Here is a 26,812-nt window from a genome sequence, read left to right as displayed (position 1 = left end):
ATGCTTCTAATACCTTCTCTCAAACAAAGATGTTTTAGTTAATTGTTTTTCTAATGTCCCTGGCTTACACCACTCAATACTCGGTGTAATACGTAATTTCTGATGAAGTGCATGCAATACCTTTTCTTCGATATAATGTAAATCACTTTCTGTTATTCCAGAAGCAAATTCAATCTTCAGTAACAGTGGTGGAATAACTCGTGGTGGAGGACTTTCTAAAACTACACGAAATTCACCTGTTAACTCTGATGGAAACTTAGTTAATATATTTTTTATAGCAGATGGGTAAACATTGACACCTTTGACAATCAATAAATCATCTGAGCGCCCAACAACCCTCACTCGATGTCCTGTAAATCCACAACCTGGACATGGCTCTGTTGATACTTCTATTAAGTCACCAGTAGCATACTTAATACGTGGGAGTCCTATAATTCGTAATTCCGTCATGATCACTTCACCAACAACACCATTTTTTAACTCAATTGGTTTTCTTGTCTCCGGGTCCACAATATCCTCTGTGAATAAACCTAGATCCGGCGATACACAATGAATTCCATAATAAGTATCGGAATCACATGAAAAACCAATCTCGCCTAAGTAGTCATACACCCTACAATTGTAAGCGGTTTCAATTTTATGTTTAATTTCTGGAATTCCAATTCCAATTTCTCCAACTGTAAATAATGCCTGTAAGTTAAAACTATCTACGCCCTTTCCTATTAAAGTGGGCGCTTTGTCGATTAAATGCTCTGCTAAAGAAGGAGTCATCATTGCACCATTCGGTTGAGTCAATTGTGTGTATTTTAAGATCATCTGACTACCTGCCCGTACATCTACGTCAATTGGTAGCACCCCATGCTCCCTTACTCCAAACAAAATAGAAGAAGTAGCATATATGCCCAATGAATGACTAAATAACAATCGATCCCCTTCATAAATACCACCATACTCTAACATATTACGAATGTATTCATTCATCGTTTGAACATCCTGAGCGGTGTACGTGTAAGTAAATGTAGGTGTTCCGGATGTACCACTTGTAGTTCCCGTAAATGCAACTTCGTCCGGGCGGCATAATAAATGAGTTCCAAAAGGATGACCATTTTCCTCCAAAGAACGACGCTGACTCTCTCTTTCTAACTCCTTATTCATAAAAACTGGTAACTCCCGGTAATCCTCTAAAGTTAGAATATCTTCTGGTCGAATTCCCAAGTCTTTAAATATATTACGATAGTAGGAGGAATTTCGAACTGCTCTCCTTAGTTGCTTTTGAAGTAATAACTCTTGGTATTCTTTAATTTCTTCTGCTGACATCTTATTAAGCTTATCTGTTGCATACTTTACCCTGCGCTGATTTTGAACCATAACTGTCATTGTCTCATTATCTCCTTTCTGCTTTTCTGAATTAATAGTTTAATCATACGATGACTTGTTGATATTGAGTACTTCAAAAAATTAATGGTACTATAAGTAAAATTAATGAATGAAAAGAACAATTCGAATTTATAGATTAAGAAATAAAAACCCTGTAAGAAATATTACAAGTTCGACGATTGGAGAGTACCTTAAAATTTTCTATAAACAAGGATATGTTTTCGCACACATCAAAATAGCACCCACCAGCCAAGTGATGAGTGCTACTATCTTTGCTTGGAGATTACTGAAGATATTAGAGACTACCTATAGTAGCTTCTTCTTAGGTAGGATTTACTCTCGCTCGGTTAACGAATACTCTCTCTTCTTGTAGAGGTACTCTCGTAGCGGGAGAGTTTACTCTCGGTGCCAGGCTAGTTACTCTCGCTACACGTTGTTTTACTCGCGGAACGGCAGTTTATCCCAATTCTATCAACAAAAATTAAACTCTCCTTTCGTCCGAATGGACAAAAGGAGAGTTTAATTGTGTTAAGAAGCTTTTTGAATTTCAGAAGAGCCCGCTTGTTGCCAAATTAGGTTTACCCACTCTGGGTGGTCGATGAATGGGTTGCGGTTGCCTTGCCATTTTTGAATGGTGTTATTGCGATTGCGTTCGAATTCATCGACAGGGTCTTGCTCGTGCCATTTTAGTAATGTCGAAAGCTTTCCGTGGTATGGTGCGCTTCCGTTACCTAGTTTTTCGTTTAGTTCTAGGTCTACTTTATCTCCTTGTTCATAGCGTGTTGCCATGTAAAATAAAATCCGTGCCACGTCACCCTTTACACGATCTGGTGCTTCGAAAGAATTAGATGTTTTTTTACATCCATTACATCCACTAATTGCGGAGCCACCGTTATCAAAATCTAAGTTTCCTCTGGCGCTATTTACTTGTACGTCAGTAGGTCTAAGATGGTGGATATCTGTTCCAGGTCCTTTAGTTGTGCCGAAGTCTCCATGGGATTTTGCCCATGTGTGCTCACGGTTCCACTGTCCTACGTTTCCACCATTGGCAGTTTTAGAACGCGAAACTCCCGAGTAAAACAAGATGACGTTGTTTTTATTGTTCGGATCCTCATCGGTTTCACGTAATGCTTCCCATACTTGGTCATAAGAAAGCTGCGTATGGTCGTCAATAATTTCATGTAGTGCTGCTTTTAACGCTTGCCCCTCTTTTCCAAAAGCGTCTTTATAATAGTCATCTGATGGCGTGCTCTCAGCAGTTACAAGTACGCTGAAGCTTGTTGTTACACTTTTTTCACCATCTGTAGCGGTAACACCTACAATATGACTCCCTTCTGAAAGTGTTAATTTTAACGTAGCCCCTTCGACCGTCCCTAAAGTGGAGGTAAACGTTAGTGCTTGTTTTTCAGGGTCTGCGAAATGATTTGTTAATAGAATGGAAAGGCTGTCTCCACTTTTAACTGTTTGACTTGGAATATTTTTTGTTACGATTGGTGCTTGGTTTTCACCTGGTAAGGTAGGAGCCGCAATGGGCTCCCCTTTTGAATTGAAGAATTTTATGCTTTTGCTATCTGCACCGTTAATAAATTCATATTCTTGAATATTTTCGGCACCTCTTATTTCTTTTACGTTCGGACCATCAATAATCACTTTTTGAACGTTTGTGCCTTTGAAATCCATAATCGCACCAGCATTATCTGGTTTAATTGTTACAGCTTGCTCTGCAAATCCGTCTCCATGGAATTCTGCGTAATCACTTATTAATAAAATGCCTTCCGTGATTTCAGAAGCATCGTCAAGTGTGATAGAAACGCTAGGTTTACTAATAGTTAGTTTTTTTGTTTGAAGATTTTTGATATTGTAAAACTTTTCAGCTGTAATAGGTGTAACAACTTCTTTTGCCAATAAATCAATTTGTACCATTACAGGATCATGGTCACTTGCACGTCCTGCCATATCGGTAAAGTCTGCATTGATATGAAGAATGTCAATTTTCGTTTTGTTTTCTAAATTCTTCGTCACTAAAATATGATCTAGTACTTGTGAATTTCCTTGATATAGATATGTGTATCGATCGGACGTTTCCACTTTGTTTATCATGTTTGTCATATGTTCCCCTTCGTGAATTAAAAGGGCATCGGCAAATTGATAATCGTTAAAGTCACCTAAGGATACAACATTTGCATTCGGGTTTTTCGTCTTAACATCTACAACAAAGTCAGAAACGATTTTTGCTATTTGTTTACGTTGGACTTCACTATCGTATTTTGGTGGTTGAATAGAACCGAATAATGGTGTATCCCCACTTTTAGAGTTCCAATGATTCGCAATAACGATGACGCTTTCACCTTTAAAATCAAATTGCGCAGCTAAAGGTTTACGGCTACTGTTAAATGCACTATTTGTTGGATCGATCCGACCTGGGTTTAGTGTCAGCTTGCCGTCTTGATATCCAACAGCAGTAGTCGCGTTCCCAGCAGAAATACCTTCTGTTAATTTTACCCGTTCCGGATTATAGAGGAATCCAACACGAATATTCGCATTTGGTGCACCACCGTCTGCATTGTTTTCTGGGTCAATATTTACATATTGGTAGTTAGCTCCGCCAGCAGCTTTAATCGCTGTGATAAGTCTTGCATAGCTTTGATCTGCCTTGGAATCTCCAGTGCCTTCTCCATTATTATCTTGGACTTCTGTGACACCAACAATATCAGGACTCTGCATATCCGTAGCAATTGCTCTTGCTAGTTTACGTGCTTTGTCGTCTGTAGTTGATGTTTTGTTGTTCGAAAAGTTTTCTAAGTTATATGATGCAATTGTTAGTTTGTCTTCTGCTTTCACAATAGTTGTTTTTTCTGGTGTTGCAGCCCCTTTTGTGTGAGCAGCTTTCATTTCGTCTAAAGAAACATAGATTTTAAAGTTTTGGAATGAATAGCCTACCACTCCCGTAATCGGTCCTTTAAATTTATCGCCTGTTGCTACTTCGAAATCACGCCCAGGTCCATTGGGTTCTAAACGGAATTGTACGCGATTAGGGTTTTGATTGTCCTTTTCATATAAAACTCCGCCATGCAGGGAGTTCGTTGGAGCGCTTTCCAAAACGGTAATCAAGTCTCCATGCTCTTGAGGGGCTACCGCTTTTACATTTCCAACTTGCACGCGCATTCCTTCGATACTTTCCCAGAAATCGATTGCATCCACCGTTGGATTGAAAACGGTAAGATTGTCGCTATCAATTTTTGCTAGAGACATTTTAGCTTCATCAATGATAATTGGAGCTGGTAAAGCTACGCCTCCTTTAAGGACCGTCACTTTTCCACCTTGGTCATTACGAACATTGATTTGCGTTGTTTTCAAGTCAGTTGTTTGACGATCCGTATAGCCGTCGTATGCAAATTCGCTTACTCTACCGGTAACAGATACTAAATCTCCTACTTGAATTGGCCATGTGCTAGTACCACTGTAAAGTAAAATGGCTTCGGAAGTGTTTGGATTGGCATCCGCTAAATCATCCGGCGTTTGAATATGATAGTACGTTGCACCGTTTAACACGAATGAGTAAGTAACAACTCCTTGAATACCTTCTACTGTTTTATTGTCAAATGACGTGAAGTGCCCTGCCCCTTGAATATCGTGAATTTGAAGGCTATCCGTAATTGTGTAGTCGAAAGTCTTTACTTCACTGAAAGTTCCATCTTGTGTTTTAACAACTGCTTTTAGTGTTGAATTTTTGGCGATATTAATTGGAGATACATATTTTACACCAAACTCTATTGGATCTTTTCCATCCACTGTGTAAAAAATCTCTGAATTTGACGTAGTTGTGGATAATGTAACCGTTGTACTTCCAACAAAAGTTCCACTCCCCGGGTTTGCTATTACTGGTTGAATGATGGAGCTATCCTCAACGATATCTGAAACTGAACGAGGGATAATTTGATAATCTGCATCAAACTGTTGAACAATACCTGTAATAGATTCGTATGTTTTCCCTACAGCTAATCCTAGTGAACTGTTTTCATCACGAACGATAAACTGAGTTGTTCCATCTGTCGCTGTATAGTTTCCTGCATTTACTGCAGTTAATGTAATTTGCTTTGCTTGAACAAGTTCTGATTCTGTCTCTTCATTTACTTGTGCACCTGTTACTACTTGCGGGATTGGAGCACCAACATTCTCTTTCTTTTCAACAATCGTTGCACCGTCTAACTGAAGCAAACCACGGAATTCAGCAAGTTTACCAGTTAACGTTACTTCATCTCCTAGTTTGGCAGCTAGACTAGATGGGCGCACTGCGATTCCTGCTGTTTCATCTTGGACAGAAACGGTATTTTTAAGGTTTGCTGCTACAATCGCTTTGATTGTTACTGTTTCACCTATAGCTTTGGAACGAGCATCTGCCAGGGATAAAATTGTCGGTAATTCCGGATCTGTTGGGTCACCAGGGTCTGATCCGTCCATTGTGTGAGAGCCTAGATTAGATGAATCGTCTTTAGGAAGGGCAACCCACTCCAACGATGGATCAAATGAGTCGTTGGAGATTATGTCTCCAGAAGTAACGGTACTTTTACGGATGAGAGTCATATCCGCCGTAACTATGCCATTCTTGCTCCAGCTAGTCCCTGGATCTACTCCAACTTGTCCAAAAGAGTCTACAATTGTTACCCCTTTTTTCAAAACAAGTGCATCATCACCATTAAAATTTATGACAGTACTATTCTCAAGATTGCCCTTGCTTTTTATATCAGCATTCGCATCTTTATGATAAAGTACGTACGTCCTGCCATTCTCCAGTGTGCCCGTTAAATCCAATTTAACAGTAGATGCAGTTGCGCCATTTGCATAAAGCACCAGAGAGTATGCACTTAAATCAACATCAGTACCTGTTCCATTGTAAAGTTCGATTGCCTTGTTAAAGCTGCTACCTTCTATATATTCTGAAATGATTAAATCAGATGCATTTGTTGCGGCTACTGCTTTCGTTGGCAATGCGGGAAATACTAAACTAGCTACTAAACTGGCAGATAAGAAAGCATTTATGGACCTTTTCCAATTCCTTTTACGCATCTATACAATTCTCCTTTGTGTGTTAAAGAATAGTTTCTCCATCAACAATGATTCCATCAAGGTCTACATTTCCCCCGTTTAGTCCTGATAGATCTAAGTTGCCGCTAACTGTAATATTAGAAAGTGACAAATTATTAGACGAGGTACCTGTTAACGTTAGATTACCTTTAATAATGGCATTTCCAAGAAAGCTTAGATCTGTAACCGAAACTGTCACGTCGCCGTTATAGATTTTAGGGACTTCAACCGTTCCTGAAAAATCCTTTGCATCAATATCTCCACCTGGATATTCATTGTCTGGCTTTTCATCCTTCACATCGACGATACGCCCTTCGACTTGAGGATCAACTTGACCAAGACTTACTAAGTGATCACGGAAGTTTTCCCAATCGGATAAACCTAAATCTGTTACTCTACCGTTCTCGTATGCTTTTTTCAGTACATCATAGCCATCTCCACCTTTAGCAGTAAAGGCATTCGTTGCAATGGTGTAGGTGCTGTCGTCTTTGATGTCTGTGTAAGTTCCATCTGCATTTTTGTAAGCAATAGATACGACGCGTTGTCCAGCTGGCTTCGTGGAGTCATAACGAACTTTCGCTCCAGACACATGGAGGAATCCACCGTTTTCTTTCGGAAATTCTTTCAAGCTAATTTCAAATGCAGCTTTTATTTCTGCTCCAGTAAGCTTCATCGTTGCTAATGTATTCCCAAAAGGCAAGGCAGTGATTACTTCACCAACTGTAATTGGTCCTTGATTAATCGCAGCTCTGATTCCGCCACCATTTTGGAAAGCCATAATTACATCTTTGTTGTATTCTCTTGCTTTGTTCAGCATGCCATCCGCTATCAGATTCCAAGTGGTGTTTCATTGCTTCGAACACTAGAACCACCAGTACTAGATCGTGGGTTTTCTAAAGCGTTTACTGCATTAGCTCCAGTAAGCTCATTTTTCAAGTCATTAATTTTTGATGAATATTTTACTAACAGCTCTTTTGCCTTAGCATCTTCAACTTGAGCGTTAACATTAATTAATTCGCCAGCATGTTCAATTACTTTTCCGCTTTTATCGAACTCTACGTCCAACGTTCCTAAAAACTCACTATATTGATAGGCTTGTACGATAACCGTCGGATCTTTCGCTTTCCCTGTTAAATCTTTATCTACAACAACTGGTTTTTCTAATTTAGTATGACTATGTCCGCCAACAATTACATCAATGCCACTTACTTTTGCGGCTAACTGCAAGTCATTGTCATAAGCAGGATTATCATCATAGCCTAGATGTGTTACAGCAATTACTTTGTTAATTCCTTGCTTTTCAAACTCGTCTACCATTTTTTGAGCAGCTTTTACATAATCATTAAATTTCACTTTTCCAGGGCTTGAAATATCCTTGGTTTCTGCAGTTGTTAATCCGAACAGTCCTACTTTTTCTCCGTTTATAACTTTAATAATACCGCTATAAATTTGACTGCTTTTCGGGTTATTTTGTATTTTCACACTAAATAATCCTTTTAAATGCTCATCCTGTGAAAAATCAGCATTCGCACTTACAAGCGGAAAATTAGCTTTTTTCACAAAGTCTGCTAATGCTTTATGACCTTCAGCACTAGATCCCAAATCAAACTCATGATTACCAAAAGTCATTAAATCATAATTCATCAAATTCATGAATTCTACATCGGCTTGTCCCTTAAATTCATTGAAGTACAAAGTTCCCGAGAAAACATCCCCAGCATCGACTAATAATGCGTTTGGATTCGCTTTACGATATTCTTTTACCGCCGTAACACGCTTGGCCACATTATCCAATTGAGCATGTGTGTCATTCGTATGCATGATGGATAGGTTAAAGGTTTTACCTGAGTTACCGCCTTTATTATTTCCGTTTGGAGTGTCTTTCTTAGCCTGACTAATGAAGTCTTGCAATGAATTATTCGCAAGACTGACACTGGTTGTAGTTAGCATTGAAATTGCGAGAACTGAAGCTACAACAGTCTTTTTTACATTTTTCTTTTTCATAAATTCCCTCCTATTTTGATTGGCTGTTCGCTTTTCTTCTTTAATATAGTTTGAATATATGAATACAGGCTCCTTCCACAATTGAAATAGTGAAACAATTCCATTGTAGCAAAGCAGAAATGTAAAGATTGTCGTTTTTTTGTAAAATTCAAAAAATAATACTATTCTCACAGATGGATAGACTTTATGCCTAGGTCAGGCACAGGAGATGCTTGCTCGTATAGGTTTTTTCGAGCAAGCAAAAAAATGCCTGTAGAGATTTCCCTCTACAGGCATTTAGCATTACTAATTATTAAAATGTTGATAATAAGTTGTAAAGCATTTTAGAAGCTTCTGCACGTGTAGCGTAATCTAGTGGTGCAAAAACTTGTTTACCATTTACTTTTTTACCGCTGATGATGCCAAGCTCTGCTGCTAATGCAACATTTTCTTTTGCATAGTCACTGATAGAGGCTTCATCGGCAAACGTTACTTTACTAGTAACCCCTTTTAAAACAGAGGCATCGTTGTATTCGATGGCACGAATAATCATGGAAGCCATTTGTTGACGCGTAATCTTTTCATTAGGATTGAATTTGCCATTGCTTCCTAAGATTATGCCTGCACGGTTTGCCGCTTCGATTTCGCGTACACTCCAAGTCATGCCTTTGGTCACATCAGAGAAGACTCCTTGATATTCTTCTGTTGGAAGGTTCAGCGAACGAGTTAACAGTACAGCAAACTGTACTCGAGTGATTTGAGCCCCCGGTCCAAATGTATCTTCCGTTATTCCTTTAATAATTGTTTTAGATGCAAGAGATTCAATATAGTCTTTTGCCCATGACTTGTTTAAATCTTTAAACGTAATATTGTTTTCAACTACGACAAATTTCGAGAAGTGATTAGTTTTGAATGTCACTTTTCCATTTGCGTATTTACTGCCTACGTACTCTAAAGTATTTGTTTTTTCGTTCACATAATACGCTGCTACTTTGTCCACATTTTTTACTGCAGATGCATTCACAGGCACTGAAACTTCAATTGGTTTAGAGAATGTAGAAACTGTAGACGTTTTACCATCTTTTTCTACTGAGATTTCGAAATCATATACGGATGATACGGATGTTCCTTTACCAGGAACTTTTGCATCTTTGTCTAGGTTAATTTCGAAGTTTGCTTTGCCGTTTCCATTTTTAGAGATTTCTTTTATTACTTCTGAAGGAACAGATAGACCTGTTTCTCCTGCTTTCACAACGAAAGATTTACCAGAATCTGCAATTGCCTTTAATGCTGTTGCTGAAACTTCTGCGTTAACTCTTGGTTTATCTGCTGTTGGGGCAGGAACTGTAACTTCAACTCTAGTAGACTTCGTATCTTTAACTTGCTCGTCCACTTTTTTGTCATCCACTACTACATTACCAGGATCTGCTGGTGGTGTAGGTGGTGTCGATGGCGTGCCTCCACCATTTCCTGGATTCCCTTCTGCATCCTTGACTGTTACATTTACCACAGCTTCAATTTCGCCATGTTTAATTGTAATTGTAGTGTTTCCTTTTGCTTTTGCAGTTACTAGACCTTTAACTACTGAAACTTTACTATCATCACCGACGATATAGCTTACTTCTTCAGTTACATCTACTTCGGTTGGTTCACCATCTTCTGGAGTAGTCACTTTTTTTACTGTCAACTGACTAGTCGCACCAGTTGTTAAAGAAAGCTCAGTTTTATCGACCGCTAGAGTGATTACATTTGGAGTTTGTTTCTCTGTCACGGTTACTGTAACTTCTCCTAATTTCTCTCCATTGTATTCAACAGCAATAATTGTTTCACCTGCTCCAATTGCAGTCACAATACCGCTTTCTACTGTCACCACTTCTTCATTATTTGAAGTAAATGTTGCTTGATTAGTTACATCTTTTTCAGTAGATTTACCATCTGCTGTTGTAGTAGTTTCCGTAACAACCAATTTATCTGTATCGGCAACATTCAAATTAAGTTTATTTTTGTTTAATTTCACTGAAATGATATCTTTTTCTACTACTTCGACATTAACAACTGCTGTAAGACCTTCGTACTTAACAGTAATCTCTGTTTTTCCAGATGCTTTCGCAGTAATTAAACCATTCTCGCTAACTTCAATTATCTCACCATCATAAGATGTATATTCAGCTTCATCCGTAACTGGTACGTGAGATTCTTCTCCAGCTTCTGTGTAAACGGATTTAGTAACTTCTAGTTGTTCTGTGTTATCAACTTTCATTGAAATATTTTGTTTATTAACCTCAAGTGCTTCACCAAACTTAGATAATTCTATATTTGTAGTAGCACTATTTCCTACTAAATCTACAACTTTAAACTCATACTTGTTTTTGCCAATTAATAATGGGATTTCTACCTTTATTGTTTCATCATATCCATTCATACCATAAGGTTCAGAAATTTCTTTGAAGAATACCTCACTTCCGTTTAAGTAAACTCGGACTTCATCAAAATTATCTTTTAAAGTCAATTTTGCAACTGGATTTGGATCATCCATTGTATATTTAGCCCCATCTTCTACATCACTTAGAGTAATTTCTGGTGCCTTAGTATCTACAAAGATTTTATGTTGTATTTGAGTAACATTATCAAACTCATCTATTGCTTCAACGCTTACATTGTTAAAGCCGTCTTCTACTATAGTAGTATGTTTGAAGTTTACTCCATCAAACTCTTGAGCTTCTTCTCCATTAATCTTCACAGATTTTACTGGTCCTTCATCTTCCACACTACCCTCCACGTCGATTGTATTCGTATTGTGGTAAGAGAAGTACTCTGGAGACTTAATAGTAATTTCCGGACCATTTTCTTCCTCGTTAAATGCTGTTAGGTCATAGGATTTATTATTACCAGCAATATCAAATACCTTTAACGTAATTTTGTCTGTTTTTTCTAAAGGAGTAGTAATTTCATATTTTTTAGTTAATGCACTTTCTTGACCAATTTTTTTGTCATTTATATATACTTCAAAACGATCCACGCCTACTCCAGCTTCATTATCAACAAAGTTATTCAAAGTAAGAGTTTTTGAGATGGCATCATAAGATACATCTGCTGTTGGTGCTACTGTATCCACAATAATTGGGAACTTGATAGACTGCCATTTTGCCTCTGGATAGTCAATAACTCCACGAATTTCGATAAAATACTGACCATCTTTTGCAACTTTTCCATTTATTTTTCCGTCCCACGCATTTCCAGAGTTATACGTATAAGGGTTTGTTGAAATATAATGCTTAGTTGCATTGTTCGCAGTTCGTATTGTACGCACTTTTTTATCAGTTGCATCTAGTATATTTACTTCTAATTTCTTAGCGTTTCGGAATAAGGAATAAATAGGTGTTACATTATCGATTATCCCGTCACCATTTGGAGAGAATGCAAATTTTTCCGGTGAAAAACCTTTTACAAAGCTTCCTCCTTTAATGAAATTACCTAGCTCATCAGCAAGAGCTGTGTACCCCCAATAACTCATCGAATCCCAAGCAAAGTAATCGAAAATACTTGCGTCATCCCATCCTCCATTAAATCCGAAGAACGGCACAGTTAATGGTACATTACCAGATACCTCTTCCGTCGGATCACTCAATGTTACAAAACCATCAACGAAATAACCATTTGAAAATACATCGTATAAATCGTCTTCTGATAATGCTGAGATATCTATTGTTACTTTTAACGGCACTTCACTATTTGCAGGTATTTTAATATTTTCTGGTGAATCAATGTCAACCATGTCGGTAACAACATTAGAACCAACGATATTTGGAACAACTACATCGTATCCACTTGTTGTTATTGGATAATCTGTTTGTACAGCAACATCCACATTATATGTTTTCTCTTGATTAGAATAGTTTTTTGCAATTAGTTCTAATACTATTTTATTATTTTCAATTTCTTTCAGCGCAACTTTCGCTTCACCTGTTACTTCATTTGTTACGACAACATCAGTTGAAAGGGCATTGGCTAATTGCATTAACCCTGCACCTTGGCGACGTGGCGAATAATATTCTCCAGGCACATATTCAATCGGTGTAGCTGTATTCATCAAAAGATTTTTTGCTAATTGAACACGTTCAGAATTTGTAACTTCAAATTCTTTATCCACACGTTCGAAAATAAGAGCTGCTCCACCTGCTACATGCGGTGCCGCCATAGAAGTACCACTCATAAGACCATATTTGTTATTGTTCAAAGTGGAGAAGATATTTCCACCAGGAGCTGTTATTTCTGGTTTAAAATCTAAATTTGGAGTAGGTCCCCATGAAGTAAAACTACTCATTTCACCCGCAGTTGGACTTTGAGTACTCATAAATTTTCCATCAAAGTTTACTTTCACTTTATCTCCAGCATCTAGCTTTTTCTTCAATGCATCCCCATCACTTTTTAATGCAGACATATAAGGAATTTTAATAGCAGGGTCTGAAGCCATATTAATAGTACCAACCGCATTGTTGTATACAATAACACCAGCTGCCCCAGCTGCTTGTGCATTAAGACCTTTTTCCACAAAGGAAATCGCACCACGAGAAACTAAAGCAAATTTACCCTTGAAGTCTTTTCCAGCAAAATCGGATGGATTACCAAAACCTGCATCCTCCAACAAATATTCTTTTTGGTTAAGTTTTAGAGGATCTGCACTATTAGCAAGTAAATATAGTGCACTACCTGTTAAAACATCATTTACTTTGTAACTAAAACTATATGCTGTAATAACTGAATTCTCAAAAGAAGCAACACCCAATGATTCATTTGAAACACTTGGTGATCCAGTTAACCCATAGTCTTGGTTTTCAGCGTATGGGTAAAAGTATCCAGAGCCATACATGTCAGAGTTTCCTGCTGATATAGATACTAGTATTCCATTTTCTGTTGCACGTTTAACTGCTTGTTGCTCTGGATTATTTGCATCTACATATCCAGATGTTGAACCTAGTGATAAATTAAGTACATCTACTCCAAGCTTGATGGAATCATCAATTGCTTTAACGTATATATCACCGAATGTGGATGGAAACATTGGATTATTTGAGAATACTTTTAGTGCTAATAACTGTGCTTCAGGAGCAATTCCAGTTATACCACCATTCTCTTCATCACCATTGGCTGCAACAGTTCCCCCTACGTGCATTCCATGCATAGAAGCATCAGAACCCAAGTCCCGAACCTCATAGTTTTCGTCAATATAATTATATCCAAATGGAACTTTTGCCGTGTAGAATTTCCCTTTCGATAAACTATTTTCAACTAAAAAATCATCTACTTCTGTTTTTGTAATTTCTCCACTTTCTGAATTTGTTAATTTCATATCCTTGTGTGATGGATCAATACCAGTATCAATTACCCCTACGACCATTCCTTCACCTTTAAAACCATAATCTTTCCACGCTTTTTGTGCTTGCACTAATTCTTTCGAATAAATCATTTCTGGTTCCACAGAAGGTTTTTTATATTCTGTTGATTCATAGACTGCTTTTACTCCATCAATTGCAACAATTTTTTGGGCAAATTTAGCTTCCACCTCCGCTGAAAATCCATTAAAAATTGTTGTAAAGCTTTGTATATATTCAATACCTGGAACTACTTTATTTATAGATGTTTGTACACTTTCTTGTTCTGATTGTACAGTTTCTTCCAATTCTTCACGTTCTGAAAGTTTTAATTGTTTATAAAGTACTCCTTTTTCAGTAGCTTTTTCAATCGTTGGCTCATTTTCTAACTCCACGATAATCCGTACTTTTTCATCCGGATTTTCTGGATTTACTAATCTCTCTGGTAGATTCAGTTCAGGTTTTTGCAGTTCTAACGTTGGTAAGTTTTTCTTACTCGCTATGTTAGAACCAGAACCTGTCATACCGAATGCCACAGGGCTAAAAGACAACATAAAAATCGTTGTTATTAGCAATATTCTTTTCAATTTCAACAAATTATTTCCCCCTTTTATTTTATTACACTATTAAAAAAACAAATTATCATAATAGTGAGACAATATTTAATTTACCATATTTTGTGATTGTTGCAAACATTAATAATGCGTATAAAATATTACAAATATATTACAAGTATCTTAATTTTATATTTCTAAATTTTATCTAGTTTATAACTTGGTAGATTCATCACTCCGGATAGTCAATGAATAGATTACTAATTTGGCGGGCAATGAGAGAATTTTTTAAGCCCATGAAAATAACGCCCACCAGCTTAGTGGTGAGCGTTACTTATAAAAGAGGGAGTCCAATTTTTTGTATGCTTTAATGCCAATCGTATAGCTTTAAGTTACATAAATAATAGAAACTATAACCATACCGTTCCTACTTACCCTACTTTTTTCGATGATTCATACTATATATATTTAACGAGGTGTGGAGTCTCTGGTGTTGTTTTAGTAGTACGTTCTTCGAAGTATGCACAGGAACAGAAATGCCATTCATAAAATGAACGATTGACTTTCCTTTGTCCAGCTCATCCACGTAAAAAGGATGATTGAATATCCATACACATTCTACACGCCTATAGGACATAGTTGGAAATGCTCCTAAACCATTCGGTTCTATAAGAAGTGGAGTCTTTACCGAATAATTCATTAATTTTCTCGTTGCCATCACTCGGCCCTCGAATGTGGATGCAAATCGATTACATGCATCTTCCAATAACTCCAACGGACTCTTTGTTGAATAATAAATTCCATGGGTCGTCACGATTCGCGTTTTTACCTTACCAATAAAAACTGCCTCCAGCAATAATGTTTCACTATCGATCAAATTTGAATTATTTTTACTATCCTTCACGACATTTCCCCCTTTTTCGCCCCCTCCCTATGTCTATCCTATCAAACCAGTATATAACTTACTAGTCAAAATATACTAAATATATACAATATTATAAAAATAATCCCTAATTACCTCTTTTAGTTTCTCAATATTTAGTATTAAGTCCTATACTCAAAGAATTTCCTATTTTTCTATACGAGTTCTTAATTTTGCCAGTATTCTTTCCCGTCTCTTTTTAATACCAGGTATTGTGATACCAACTCTTGTTGCGGCTTGTTGCAAGGAGATTCCCTCCACGAAAATCCACATTAAAAGCTCTCGCTCGTTTGGTTGCAATGATTCTATCGCCATATCTAAATCCTCTCGCTGAAAGCTTGCGACAAAAGACTGTTCGAGTAAAAATGCCAGTTTTTCATCTTCTACAGGATCAACCTGCTCCTCCTGACGCTTTTCTCGTTTTAGTTCATCTAGCATTCCTCCGTATATGGAACGGTATGCATAAGGTGCAAAATCTCCACGTTCCTCATCAAACTTTACAAACGCCTTCCATAAAGCAATTGCCCCAGCCTGTCGATAAAGCTCATGGTTTTTGTAAATACACAGTTTTCGAATACAGGCAGAAATCATCGGCTCAAACTGCTCCAATACCTCTTCAAAATTCGTCAATCATCTATTCCTTTAGAGTCATGCATGATTCGGTTATTCCTAGGTAGCCTTAGAATAATCAACTTATCATGGGAACACCAATTACCCTTTAGGTAGGAGTAACGAGTTAAACGTGACGTTTAAGACTATGGAACATCAAGTATTGGGAAGCAGAACTGTCGAAGCTTATTCAGTTTGAAGAATATTTTATCTCTTGATCTGGGTGGGGTCGTTGCTCTCTGGTGGTATTTACTTCTGCTCGAAGGGAACAGGAATTTCTTCCATCTTTATACCAATAATTAAACTCTCCTTCATCCAAATGGACGGAAGGAGAGTTTTTATGTTGGATGCATATTAAATTGTCAGATTGCTTCTTACAAAGGGATATTACAAAGATTTCGGTAACAACACTTCTAAGCTAGTCCCTACATTCACTCGGCTCGTAATATGGATTGAACCTTTGTGTGCTTCTATTATACTATGAGTTACGGTCATACCTAAACCAAATCCTTTTTCTTTTAAGGTAAAGAAAGGATCTCCAATGTGTTGTAAATCGCTTTCTTCTATTCCGCATCCATTATCTTCAATCTTAACGCCAAAATAGTTTTCATTCTTCTCATATATAGAGATATTGATTTCGCCATTTGTAGTAATTGCCTCTAAAGCGTTTTTCATTATATTGATAAACACTTGCTTTAATTTACTTTCACTGCAGTATGTATTAAATGTACCTAGGTCGATCACGGTTATTTTGGTTTTTTGATTAGCTGCTTCTATTGAAAACATTTGAACAACTTCTCTCACAATGGAGTTTATATTCTTATTTTCAAACAAAATTTCTGTTGGATTTGCAATCATTAATAGTTCATCCACTAAGCTATTGATGCGATCAATTTCAATTACTAACAGGTTAATATGCTGATCCAGTTGAATTTTTTTCTCTTGTCCCAATTGTAAATATCCTTTGATAATGGCTAGAGGATTTCTTATTTCATGGACTATACCTGCAGATAGTTCACCTAAAGCAGACAATTTTTCGGATTGTCTTAACTTGCGCTCTGTTTCTTTTAAGGCGGTTATTTCCCTACCGATTACAACTAATCCTTGTCTGGAACCATCATTATTAAAAATAGGCACTTTGAATGCATCGAAAATTTTATTGGAACCATCTCTCATTGGAATTATTTCCTCACATCGGCTTACTTTGCCATGCTTCCACGCCTCTTCATCCGTATCAATACAATATATTAAAGCATCGCGATAAAAATCTGTATACTCTGCCATTTCTTTATCCGTTTTTCCTTTATAATCGATGCCTTCCAGCTCAAATAGCTTCGCACCAAATTTATTTATTTGAAGCCATTTCCCTTCCCCATCCTTGAAAGAAACAAAGTCGGGCATCGTATCAATTAACAAAGAAAGTTTCTCTTTTTCTTGTTCAATTTGATTGCGATCCCTTAGTTTTTTTATTAATACATGCAAAAGAACAGCTGTAAGGAGTACGTAAAAAAAACCTTTAAATCGACTCAACAATATAATAGTCTCATGAGAGAGAGGAAGAATAGTTAAGAAATATTCTGTACCAATGATCCAAACTGTTCCTATGATTACATATAAAATAGGTATTATACGGAAAAAGCGAGTATTTATGTTCATTTTTTTGTCTCCTAATTGCGAGTGGTATTCTGAGTATATTTACACATATTGTCACATAGATAGAGAGATTCATCAATAGAATATAGTTTCACACATTTGGCAAGTGGGTACATAGAATTATTTCTGCACAGACTCCTGTTTTATATAGCTTTCGAACATTTAGTCTTTTAATTTCTTGCAACAATACCTTGGTGCTATTTATTCGATGAGTGATTGTTAGAAATGTTTTTTAAACAGTGTCACCTCAATATTATTTTTTCACCTATTGAAATTTAACTCTTGCTAGTAGGAACTGTTTTCCATATAATTTATATTGTTTAGAATTTTCTTATTAATATTTTTAATGTTCCATAGTTATAGTCACTTTGTTTTTAGCGCAAGGTGATTCCAAAAGTAGTAAGCAACCTCTTTCGGATTTTATGATTTATTGTTCTATGATGAAATTGATAAAAATTTAAATTAAGTAAAGGATGTTTTTAGGTGTTTATTCAGGAATTGCTAGAGCGCCTTGGTAAGGATAAAGTAAGCCAAAATGAAAACGAATTGTACCGTCATAGCCATGATGAATCTTTTCATCCTCCAGTAGAGCCAGAGGTCGTCTGCTTTCCCACAGGAAGAGAAGATATAGAAGTGATTATGAAGGTAGCACGCGAGCAGAAAGTACCTGTAACCCCATTTGGTGCAGGGTCTGGTTTAGAAGGACAAGCAATTCCAATTCAAAAAGGGATTTCTATTAACTTTGAAAATATGAATAATGTCATAAAGTTTTCACCCGAAGATTTAATGATTACTGTACAACCTGGTATTACACGCTTACAGTTAAATAAGTTCGTAAATCGACACGGCTTAATGTTCCCTATCGATCCAGGCGCAGATGCAACGATTGGGGGAATGGTAGCTACGAATGCGAGTGGTACTACAGCAGTTCGCTATGGATCTATGAGAGATCAACTGCTCGATTTAGAGGTTGTTTTGGCTAATGGAACAGTTATTCATACAGGTTCACTTGCTAAAAAATCATCTTCTGGCTACCATTTGAATGGCCTATTTGCTGGATCTGAAGGTACTTTGGGCCTCATTACGGAAGTTACCTTACGACTTCATGGAATTCCAGAACATACGATAGCAGCACGATGTACATTTAATACTCCAAAAGAATGTGCTGAAGCCGCTCAGGCAATTTTACTAAGCGGGATTCCAGTCATGCGTATGGAGCTTGTTGATGCAGAAAGTATTGCTCAAGTGAATGCATATGGTGACTATAATCTTCCAGTTGCTCATTCCCTATTTTTTGAATTTGCAGGCTTGAAGACCTCTGTTGAGGAAGAAGCAAAACTTGTAGAACAATTGATGCGCGAATTAGATTGTGATAACTGGGATGTCGCAAGTGGATCTAAAGAGCGAATGGAACTTTGGAAAGCACGCCATGAAATGTCTTATGCATACCAACATGTAAAAGGAATGGCCAATACAGGAGCAGATGTGTGCGTTCCCATATCGAAGCTACCAGAACTTATTGTATATGCGCGCGAACTAATTGATGAAGCTGGATTGACAGGTGGGGTGCTAGGGCACGTCGGCGATGGAAACTTCCATACTATTGTTCTCTATGATCCAAAAGTGGAAGGCGAGTTTGAAAAAGCAGAGTATACAAACGAAGCACTCGCAATAAGAGCAATCGGGGTTGGTGGAACATGTACAGGCGAGCATGGTGTCGGACTTGGTAAGAGAAAATTCCAAGAAAGAGAACATGGTGCAGCAGTTTCCTTTATGAAACAAATGAAGCAAATATTCGATCCAGAAAGATTATTAAATCCTGGAAAAATATTTCTTGAGGATTAATCAGTCATAAAAAGATCTGTTGGTAGTTTTATTGCTAACAGATTTTTTTCACGATGAGATGATAAATCTAAAAGACAGAAATGTTGTAACTCAACATTTCTGTCTATTACTTTTTTAGCGAGGCTTTATCGTCTAAACTAACTCAACAGTTACTAACGTCGATTCGTATTCTGTTATTGCTTCATCTAACATTTGTAAACCTTCGTCAATTTGCTCTTTTGTCACAACTAATGGCGGAATCATTCTGATTACATCTCCATGGTTTCCACAGAGATAGAATAATACTCCTTTTTTTAGAGCCAGATCCAAGATCTTCAATAACCCTTCTCCATTAGGTTTACCTGTTTCAGGATTAATAACTTCAATACCTATCATTAAACCAACAGCACGAATATCACCAATTACGCTATGTCGTGCTTTTAGTTTCTCTAGTTGTTGGACTGCATAACTTCCCATTTTTCTAGTGTTTTCAAGAAGGTTTTCTTCTTTCATAATTTCTAAAGTGGTCAATGCGACCGAACATGCAATAGGATTGCCACCAAATGTTGTGCCGTGACTACCAAGCGGCCATTGCTTCATCAGTTCACTAGACGCAACTGTTGCGCTAAGCGGAAGACCTGATGCAATTCCTTTTGCTATTGCCATAATGTCTGGAGTAACATCGAATGTTTGCGCAGCAAACCATTCACCTGTACGACCGAATCCGGTTTGCACTTCATCAAAAATTAGTAAAATTTGATGGCGATCACAAATTTCTCGTATTTTCTTTAACCAACCTTTAGGTGGCACAACATAACCGCCTTCTCCAAGAACAGGCTCTAAAATAACACAAGCTACCTCTTCAGGTGTTACTTGATGATTAAATAATGTTGCAAAGTCTTTTTCCAATTTATCAATTACGTAAGTTTCAGGATCAATCCCTGGTGGACATCCTTTAACATTTGCATAAGGTATTTGATATGTAAGCCCTGATGGTTGCATAAATTTACGATATTTACTTTTGGACGTTGTTACACTTAATGCTCCTAATGAACGACCGTGAAAACCACCAGTAAATGATACGACATAAGGCCGCTTCGTTACATACTTAGCAAGTTTAAGCGCACCTTCAATTGCTTCTGTTCCGCTATTTGCAAAGAAGAAGCAATCAAGATCCCCAGGCATAATTTCTGCAAGTTCATCTGCTAGCTTTAAGATTGATTCATACATGATTACTCCCGAAGGTCCGTGTACTAAACCATCTGCAGCATCTTTTATCGCTTGAACAACTTTCGGATGACGATGACCGACATTTGTTACAGCAATACCAGATGTAAAATCTAGGTATCTCTTTCCATCTGCTCCGAAGTAGTAACAACCTTCCTCTTTCACAACTGGTAGATTTGGATGATCCTTAGCCATACTCGGAGCTAACCGATTCGGCATGTTTTTTAGTAGATGCTCCCAATTATTTCCCATAAAATTGACCTCCATAATCGTATTGTGACACTTAAAATAACTAGGTAGGAAGAGAATTTCTAATGAATAGATTTCAAACTTTCTTCCCGAATAAGAGATAATAATTCCTCTTTGTAATTTCCAAATTCCACTGTGCTTTTCATACTGAATTCCCTTGGTCGTTCCAATGTAATCGGGATCTTTTTCTTTAATCGTCCAGGCCTTGCTGTCATAACATAAACGGAGTCTGCTAAAAAGATAGATTCATCTACATCATGTGTAATAAACAAAATTGTTTTTTTAGACTCTTCCCATGCTTTTAGTAATACTTCTTGCATGATTGTTCTAGTTTGGGCATCTAGAGCACCAAAAGGTTCATCCATTATTAGTATTTTGGGATCGTTGGCCAAAGCACGAGCAATAGCAACTCTTTGTTTCATCCCTCCAGACAACTGGATAGGGTAATGTTTCTCAAACCCTACTAGACCTATTAATTGTAAGTAGTGTCTTGCGAGATCATCTCGCTCTTTTTGAGGAACATTTTTTAACTTTAAACCAAATGTAATATTATCTTTAACATTTAACCATGGATACAAAGTGTAAGATTGAAATACCATTCCACGATCTGGACCAGGTCCATTAATTTCTTGTCCATCTAATAGAACCTGACCAGAAGTTGACTCTTCTAAGCCCGCTACGATGCGTAGTATAGTTGATTTACCGCAGCCAGAAGGTCCTAAAATGGTTACAAATTCTCCATCTTCTACAGTAAAAGAAGTCTTTTCGAGAGCTACTGTTTCTCCAGATTTTGTTTTAAATATTTTGCCGACGTCTTTAATTTCTAATTTTGGTGTGGTGGTCTTTGGAATAGCATCACCTTGTATTTTTGAGTCGGTACTTTCTGTCGTAGTGTCTTGTTTCTGTGTCACCATATTAAAACCCATCCTTTCTCATCCAAGAAAACGAAGCTCGGTAAATGGACTTAAACATGATATCTGTAATAAGTCCCAATAAACCTATTATCAATATGCCTACGATAATTTTATCTGGTTGCAGGAAACGAGAGGCTTGCATAATCATATGTCCCAAACCGCTAGATGCTCCAACAATCTCAGCTACTACTAAATAAGTCCAAGCCCATCCAAAAGTAATACGAAGTGTATCCACAATTCCTGGTAGGGAAGCGGGTAGAATCACTTTTGTGAAGAGTTGAATATTCTTAGCTCCTAATGTATAGGAGACATCTATTAGATCGTTTTGCACATTCTTAGTAACATCCATTACCATAAGAGTAAGCTGAAAAAACGTTCCTAAGAAAATAACAGACATTTTCTCTGCCTCACCAAGGCCAATCCATAATATTAATAATGGAATAAATGCTGAAGCTGGCATATAACGGATAAAACCAATAATTGGTTCAAAAGCGCCTTCCATAATTCGTAACGATCCCATAAGTATCCCTAAAGGTATCCCGATTAACGCAGCAACTAAAAATCCAGTAAATACTCTTGAAAAACTGATACCAATATCTAAAAGAATATCCCCACTTACAAATAACTTAACGGCTGTTGCTAACACTGTTGTAGGAGTAGGTAAAAATATGGCATTAACAAACCCACTATAACTTAAGATTGACCATAATCCGAGAACAACAAGAAACGTGATGAACCCAACTGAAGTATAAATTTTCTTTGGTATTTCTTTTTTAGGAGTAAACCACTTATTTGCCATCAAAATCCCTCCATTCTATACGTCTTTGTGGAATAGTGTCGCTAACGTTTACTTTAAATGTTAACGACACCTCTACTCCTTTACTTTAGAAAACTAGGATCGATTACATCTTCTACTTTTACATCTTTCTCTATCACTTTTTGATCTTTGTAAAACTGAATAGTATTTTCTGTCGATTTATAAATAGATCCTTTTTCACCATCTAGACCAAATAAGTTGTCATTGTCTTCTTTTGAGAAAAATTTCAATCCTGTTTCAGTTGCTTCAAACTCTGCTACATCAATACTAAGGCCTTTTGCCATTATTTCATTTGCTTCTTTTTTATTGTTCTTCCAATAATCCATCGCTTCACCCATTGCTTTTACAAATGCTTTTATATCTTCAGGGCGGTCTTTGATAACATCTTCTTTAAAAGAAACAGTATCGATGATAATTCCAGGTAAATCTTTTGTAGATAATAATACTTTCCCGTTTGCTTGTGCTCCTTTAGTTAACCAAGGTTCCCAAGTAACAGCTGCATCTACTTGTCCAGCTGCAAAAGCAGCACCAGCATCACCAGCTGACATTTGTACGACTGTTACATCCTTTTCAGTTAGTCCACCTTGAGCTAATGCAGTTAAAGCTAGCAGTTGACTTGTCGAGCCTACTTCAAATGCCATTTTTTTCCCTTTTAAATCTTCTACACTATTAATATCATTTTTTACAAGAATTCCATCGCCGCCATATGAATCGTCCAATAACCATACAACTTTAACTGGAATACCTGCACCAGCAAGCGTTACTTGTACGTCTAGCGCAGTTGCCATACCATCCACTTTTCCACCAGCTAAAGCTGCTTTACGCTCCCCTAAGCCTTCTACAATAGAAAGTTCAACGTCTACCCCATTTTTTTCAAAAAAACCTTTTTCCTTTGCTAAAAAAAGCGGACCATACCCTGTCCATGTTGGAAGAGTCACTTTTAACGGGGTTGATACTTTACCATTTGTAGCGATTTTAGTTTCTTCCTTCCCACAAGCTGCTAACACGATAAGTAATATTAGTGAACATACAACTAATGACCATTTCTTCAACCTAATTCCCCCTATTAATTTGAATGTAAAAGTTTTTTCATTTTGTTCCTCTAAATTTTCTAGCCTCTTCTTTATCTCCCCCTTTCTAAGGCAACATGAATTTATTCGTTTTTCTTGTCTAAAGAAGTAGAGTACTTTTTTAACTTACGAACGACAGAAGGTTGACTAATTCCTAAAACATGAGCCATTTCCGTAGTTGTCTTGTAACGCTTTTGTGTATTCAATAGTACTTTCCTTTCAACAAACTCCAATATATGAGGTAAACTTTGACCGTCCAATTCAATCCCAATTTGTTCCCCTTCTAATGGTTGGTATTGTATTGGCAAATCTTGAAGGGTGATTAAATTCGTTTCACTTTCAATAACAATTCGCTCCATTACGTTTTTTAACTCGCGGAAGTTTGCTTTCCATTCAAGCTGAAGGAGGTGGATGTACACATCATCCGCAATTTTCTTATTGTATTGATATTTCTTATTGAATGTTTGTAAATAAAAAGAAATAGCTCTTTCAAGATCTTCTGGTCTTTCACGTAATGGTTTCAATGCAATGGATGTAATGTGAAGTAAGTAAAATAAATCTTCTCGGAATTTTCCTTGATGGACGAGTTCTTCCAGTGGTATTTCGCTAATGGCAATAATTCTAGTAGTCGTTTGCTTGTTTAAAAGCGTAAAAAGAGTTGCTTGGGAAGCTATTGATAGCTGATCCATTTCCTTTAGTACGAGAGTACCGCCCGATGAAAGAGAGAGATAACCTTGGGATTTAGCGTCTAGTTGACCGGTGAAAGCGTTCTCAAATATGGAGTCCGGTATTGACCCACAATTAACTTCAATGAAAGAACCTTCACTGTAATTGCTTTGAGCATGAATAAACTTTGCTAGGGATGTTTTTCCAACTCCATGCTCACCTTGAATGACAATGGGAACATCAAGACGTGCCATTTTACGAGCTGTTTTGATTGCACGAATAGAAGAATGACTTTCCGTTATCAAGCTACTAATTTGAATATGCTGATCGCGTAAGTGGGCAAGCTCTTCTTTTACTTTGGACATTTCGGTTTCTAAATCTTGCAAGTACTCTTTCATCACGATTAGTTCAGAAAGCTCGTAAGAATAACTAATAACAAATTCTACTTCACGCTGGTCATTAAAAAGCGGAATCCCTGTTATCAATACTTTTCTTCCGGACGGTGTCATTTGAACGGTCACAATTTTTTTCTTCTTTTCCACAACTTCAGGTGTAATAGCTGGCGAGAAAATACCCTGAGCTTGTAAGTCTAAAACGGATTTCCCTAAAAGTTCAGAAGGTTTCATTCCATAATGTTCGCCGCTTATTTGAGTAACTTTGATTATTTTTCCTTCACGGGAAGTTATAATGATATCTTCATCATAGGTATCAATAATTTCTTCCACGCTATTTGGAAGAAAATACATCGACATCATACTCTCCCTCCTTTATTCATTCTTGTATAAGACTATACAATATTGAATAATCCAATTGCAACAAAAATTTAAATTATTCTAACAATTTAAATGAAAATGTTTGTTTTTAAATAAGTGGTGAAAAATGAATTCAAATAAAAAATGAAAAGACTGTCTCAAAAGTCATCAAAAATTACTTTTGAGAGCAGCCCTCATTTTTAATAAAAGGTATCTAGTTCTCATCGAATTCAGAAATTTATTTTAATCTTAGTGGTCAGTTGTTATGGCGGTGACTTCTCTAATATACCGGCATTTGTCAGCGATTTATTTGTAACGAGACAATTAGGTGTCATTCACGATTATTTACTGACAACATAATCGTTAATTGGCATTTTCGGTCCTATTATTATTAGTTTAATAAAAGGAATAGCGAATATAGTTATATACCTGTTTTCTATGTATTTACTGTACTGATTACAATTTCATTGATCATCTCTATATTGCTTCGTGTGGATATCAAAAAAAATCAAGAGACAAACCGTAAAGAGTAAAGCGACTAAAGTAGGAAACGTCTCCACTACAGCTTAATTCTGTATTGAAAACGAATTTTGTTTTTTCACTACAATTGTATAGAAGCAATAAAACTTCTCTCTTGTTTATAACAGGGAGAAGTTTTTTTGACTGAATATTCGACAGTTTCCCAGTGGCAGGTCATCCCCTGTGTCAGCCACAATTCCCCCTCAAATTGTCGCTGACACAGGGACTCGAATAAAAAATATAGTGGATTCATATAATCAAAACAAAGGAGGAAGGTCACTGAATTGTACAAACTGTGGGCACCAACAAATCATGGGGAACTTTTGCAGTTTATGTGGAACTGAATTTGAGGAACTTCTATTAAATACCGATAATGTTGCTTCTAGAACACGAGCTGCGAAACCAAATGTTCATATAGAAAATATTAAAAAAATTACTAAAATATATAGTTCTTACTTTATTCAGCAATTAAAAAAACCTTCTCATGCATACAACCATGGAGAAAGTGAGTTAAAAAGTAGTCTTGTTAGTATTATTTTATTTACTGCACTTGTTGTAATATCTCTATTTTTATTTTCTAAAGACTTATATTGGAGCAACCCACCAAGTTTTATATCCTTTTTTATGGAAAATTTTTTACTGACATTCTTAATAATCGGTCTCGTTATACTTTCTTCTTTTCTCATTAGCAATTTTTTTGGTCCACAGCATTCATTTAAAACCATTATCAGTTTTTATGGTGGGCAATTATCTGCACCCATTATTTTAGTAACTGCTTCTATATTTCTAATGCTGGTAGAATCATATACTTATGCGAACACAGTTCTAACTATATGCATAGTTTTTAGTCTTTTTATACTGCCACTTTATATAATGACTTTTTTACTATCAAAAAATCCTACTGCTGTTGATCCACTCTATGGTTTTATGTTATATATTGCAACTTTCTCTATCTTATTAATTCTTTTCGTCATCATTGTTGGAAATTCTAAGGTAGTGGAGTATTTTTATCATATGAGTCTTTTATTTTAAAATTGTGTACGAATGAGCTATATGGATAGCTTTCCAATTGCTCAGTCCTGTTTTTCGTCTTTTTTGAGTAAACATCCGGAGCCCAGTTGATTTTCAGAAGTTACATACACAAACGCCCACCAGAGGAAAAGATGGGCGTTTTTTGGCGTTTACACTCAAAGTTAAATACTTAGCTAGATAATGTACA

General features: G+C 36.7%; 15 protein-coding genes. 2 read left to right on the top strand and 13 right to left on the bottom strand.

The window, feature by feature from the left end:
* Window positions 1–6 precede the first annotated feature (6 nt).
* The 8 genes from BLR36_RS00280 to BLR36_RS00250 form a co-directional block, all read right to left on the bottom strand.
* Window positions 7–1,377, bottom strand: a complete 1,371-nt coding sequence (locus BLR36_RS00280; RefSeq protein ID WP_093059236.1) for a phenylacetate--CoA ligase family protein — start codon at window positions 1,375–1,377, stop codon at window positions 7–9.
* Between the two features lie 528 nt (window positions 1,378–1,905).
* Entirely contained in the window at window positions 1,906–6,444 is a 4,539-nt protein-coding gene (locus BLR36_RS00275) for an endonuclease (protein WP_093059234.1), read from the bottom strand.
* Between the two features lie 22 nt (window positions 6,445–6,466).
* Window positions 6,467–7,279, bottom strand: coding sequence for a 5'-nucleotidase (locus BLR36_RS18960; RefSeq protein ID WP_254771298.1), 813 nt, complete (start codon window positions 7,277–7,279; stop codon window positions 6,467–6,469).
* An 11-nt stretch (window positions 7,280–7,290) separates the two neighbouring features.
* Window positions 7,291–8,466 carry a metallophosphoesterase gene (locus BLR36_RS18955; RefSeq protein ID WP_254771297.1) on the bottom strand — a complete coding sequence of 392 codons (1,176 nt, stop codon included), beginning with the start codon at window positions 8,464–8,466 and terminating at the stop codon, window positions 7,291–7,293.
* Window positions 8,467–8,758: 292 nt separating this feature from the next.
* Window positions 8,759–14,413, bottom strand: a complete 5,655-nt coding sequence (locus tag BLR36_RS00265) for a S8 family serine peptidase (RefSeq protein WP_093059232.1) — start codon at window positions 14,411–14,413, stop codon at window positions 8,759–8,761.
* 394 nt (window positions 14,414–14,807) lie between these two features.
* Window positions 14,808–15,275, bottom strand: coding sequence for a competence protein ComK (locus BLR36_RS00260; protein ID WP_093059230.1), 468 nt, complete (start codon window positions 15,273–15,275; stop codon window positions 14,808–14,810).
* A 165-nt stretch (window positions 15,276–15,440) separates the two neighbouring features.
* Window positions 15,441–15,923, bottom strand: a complete 483-nt coding sequence (locus tag BLR36_RS00255) for a sigma-70 family RNA polymerase sigma factor (protein ID WP_093059228.1) — start codon at window positions 15,921–15,923, stop codon at window positions 15,441–15,443.
* A 366-nt stretch (window positions 15,924–16,289) separates the two neighbouring features.
* Complete coding sequence (locus tag BLR36_RS00250) at window positions 16,290–17,558, bottom strand: ATP-binding protein (protein ID WP_093059225.1); 1,269 nt, start codon at window positions 17,556–17,558, stop codon at window positions 16,290–16,292.
* A gap of 480 nt (window positions 17,559–18,038) precedes the next feature.
* Between BLR36_RS00250 and BLR36_RS00245 the strand changes: the two genes are divergently transcribed.
* Window positions 18,039–19,400, top strand: coding sequence for an FAD-binding oxidoreductase (locus tag BLR36_RS00245; RefSeq protein WP_093059223.1), 1,362 nt, complete (start codon window positions 18,039–18,041; stop codon window positions 19,398–19,400).
* A gap of 132 nt (window positions 19,401–19,532) precedes the next feature.
* On the opposite strand, the gene BLR36_RS00240 is transcribed toward BLR36_RS00245, so the two are convergent.
* From BLR36_RS00240 to BLR36_RS00220, 5 genes are all read right to left on the bottom strand, one after another.
* Complete coding sequence (locus BLR36_RS00240; RefSeq protein ID WP_093059221.1) at window positions 19,533–20,858, bottom strand: aspartate aminotransferase family protein; 1,326 nt, start codon at window positions 20,856–20,858, stop codon at window positions 19,533–19,535.
* Between the two features lie 59 nt (window positions 20,859–20,917).
* Entirely contained in the window at window positions 20,918–21,769 is an 852-nt protein-coding gene (locus BLR36_RS00235; protein ID WP_254771296.1) for an ABC transporter ATP-binding protein, read from the bottom strand.
* 1 nt (window position 21,770) lies between these two features.
* Window positions 21,771–22,568 carry an ABC transporter permease gene (locus BLR36_RS00230; protein ID WP_093059219.1) on the bottom strand — a complete coding sequence of 266 codons (798 nt, stop codon included), beginning with the start codon at window positions 22,566–22,568 and terminating at the stop codon, window positions 21,771–21,773.
* Window positions 22,569–22,648: 80 nt separating this feature from the next.
* On the bottom strand, window positions 22,649–23,638 hold the full coding sequence (locus tag BLR36_RS00225; RefSeq protein WP_093059217.1) for an ABC transporter substrate-binding protein: 990 nt from the start codon (window positions 23,636–23,638) through the stop codon (window positions 22,649–22,651).
* Window positions 23,639–23,739: 101 nt separating this feature from the next.
* Window positions 23,740–25,077 (bottom strand): sigma 54-interacting transcriptional regulator, encoded by a 1,338-nt coding sequence (locus BLR36_RS00220; protein ID WP_093059215.1) that lies wholly within the window; start codon window positions 25,075–25,077, stop codon window positions 23,740–23,742.
* 699 nt (window positions 25,078–25,776) lie between these two features.
* On the opposite strand from BLR36_RS00220, the gene BLR36_RS00215 reads away from it, so the two are divergent.
* Entirely contained in the window at window positions 25,777–26,625 is an 849-nt protein-coding gene (locus tag BLR36_RS00215) for a hypothetical protein (RefSeq protein WP_139185053.1), read from the top strand.
* Window positions 26,626–26,812: the final 187 nt, after the last annotated feature.

This window comes from Psychrobacillus sp. OK028 (assembly GCF_900103605.1).
GTDB lineage: Bacteria > Bacillota > Bacilli > Bacillales_A > Planococcaceae > Psychrobacillus.
Note: the sequence above shows the minus strand (reverse complement) of the source record. Positions and strands in the feature narration are given on the sequence as shown.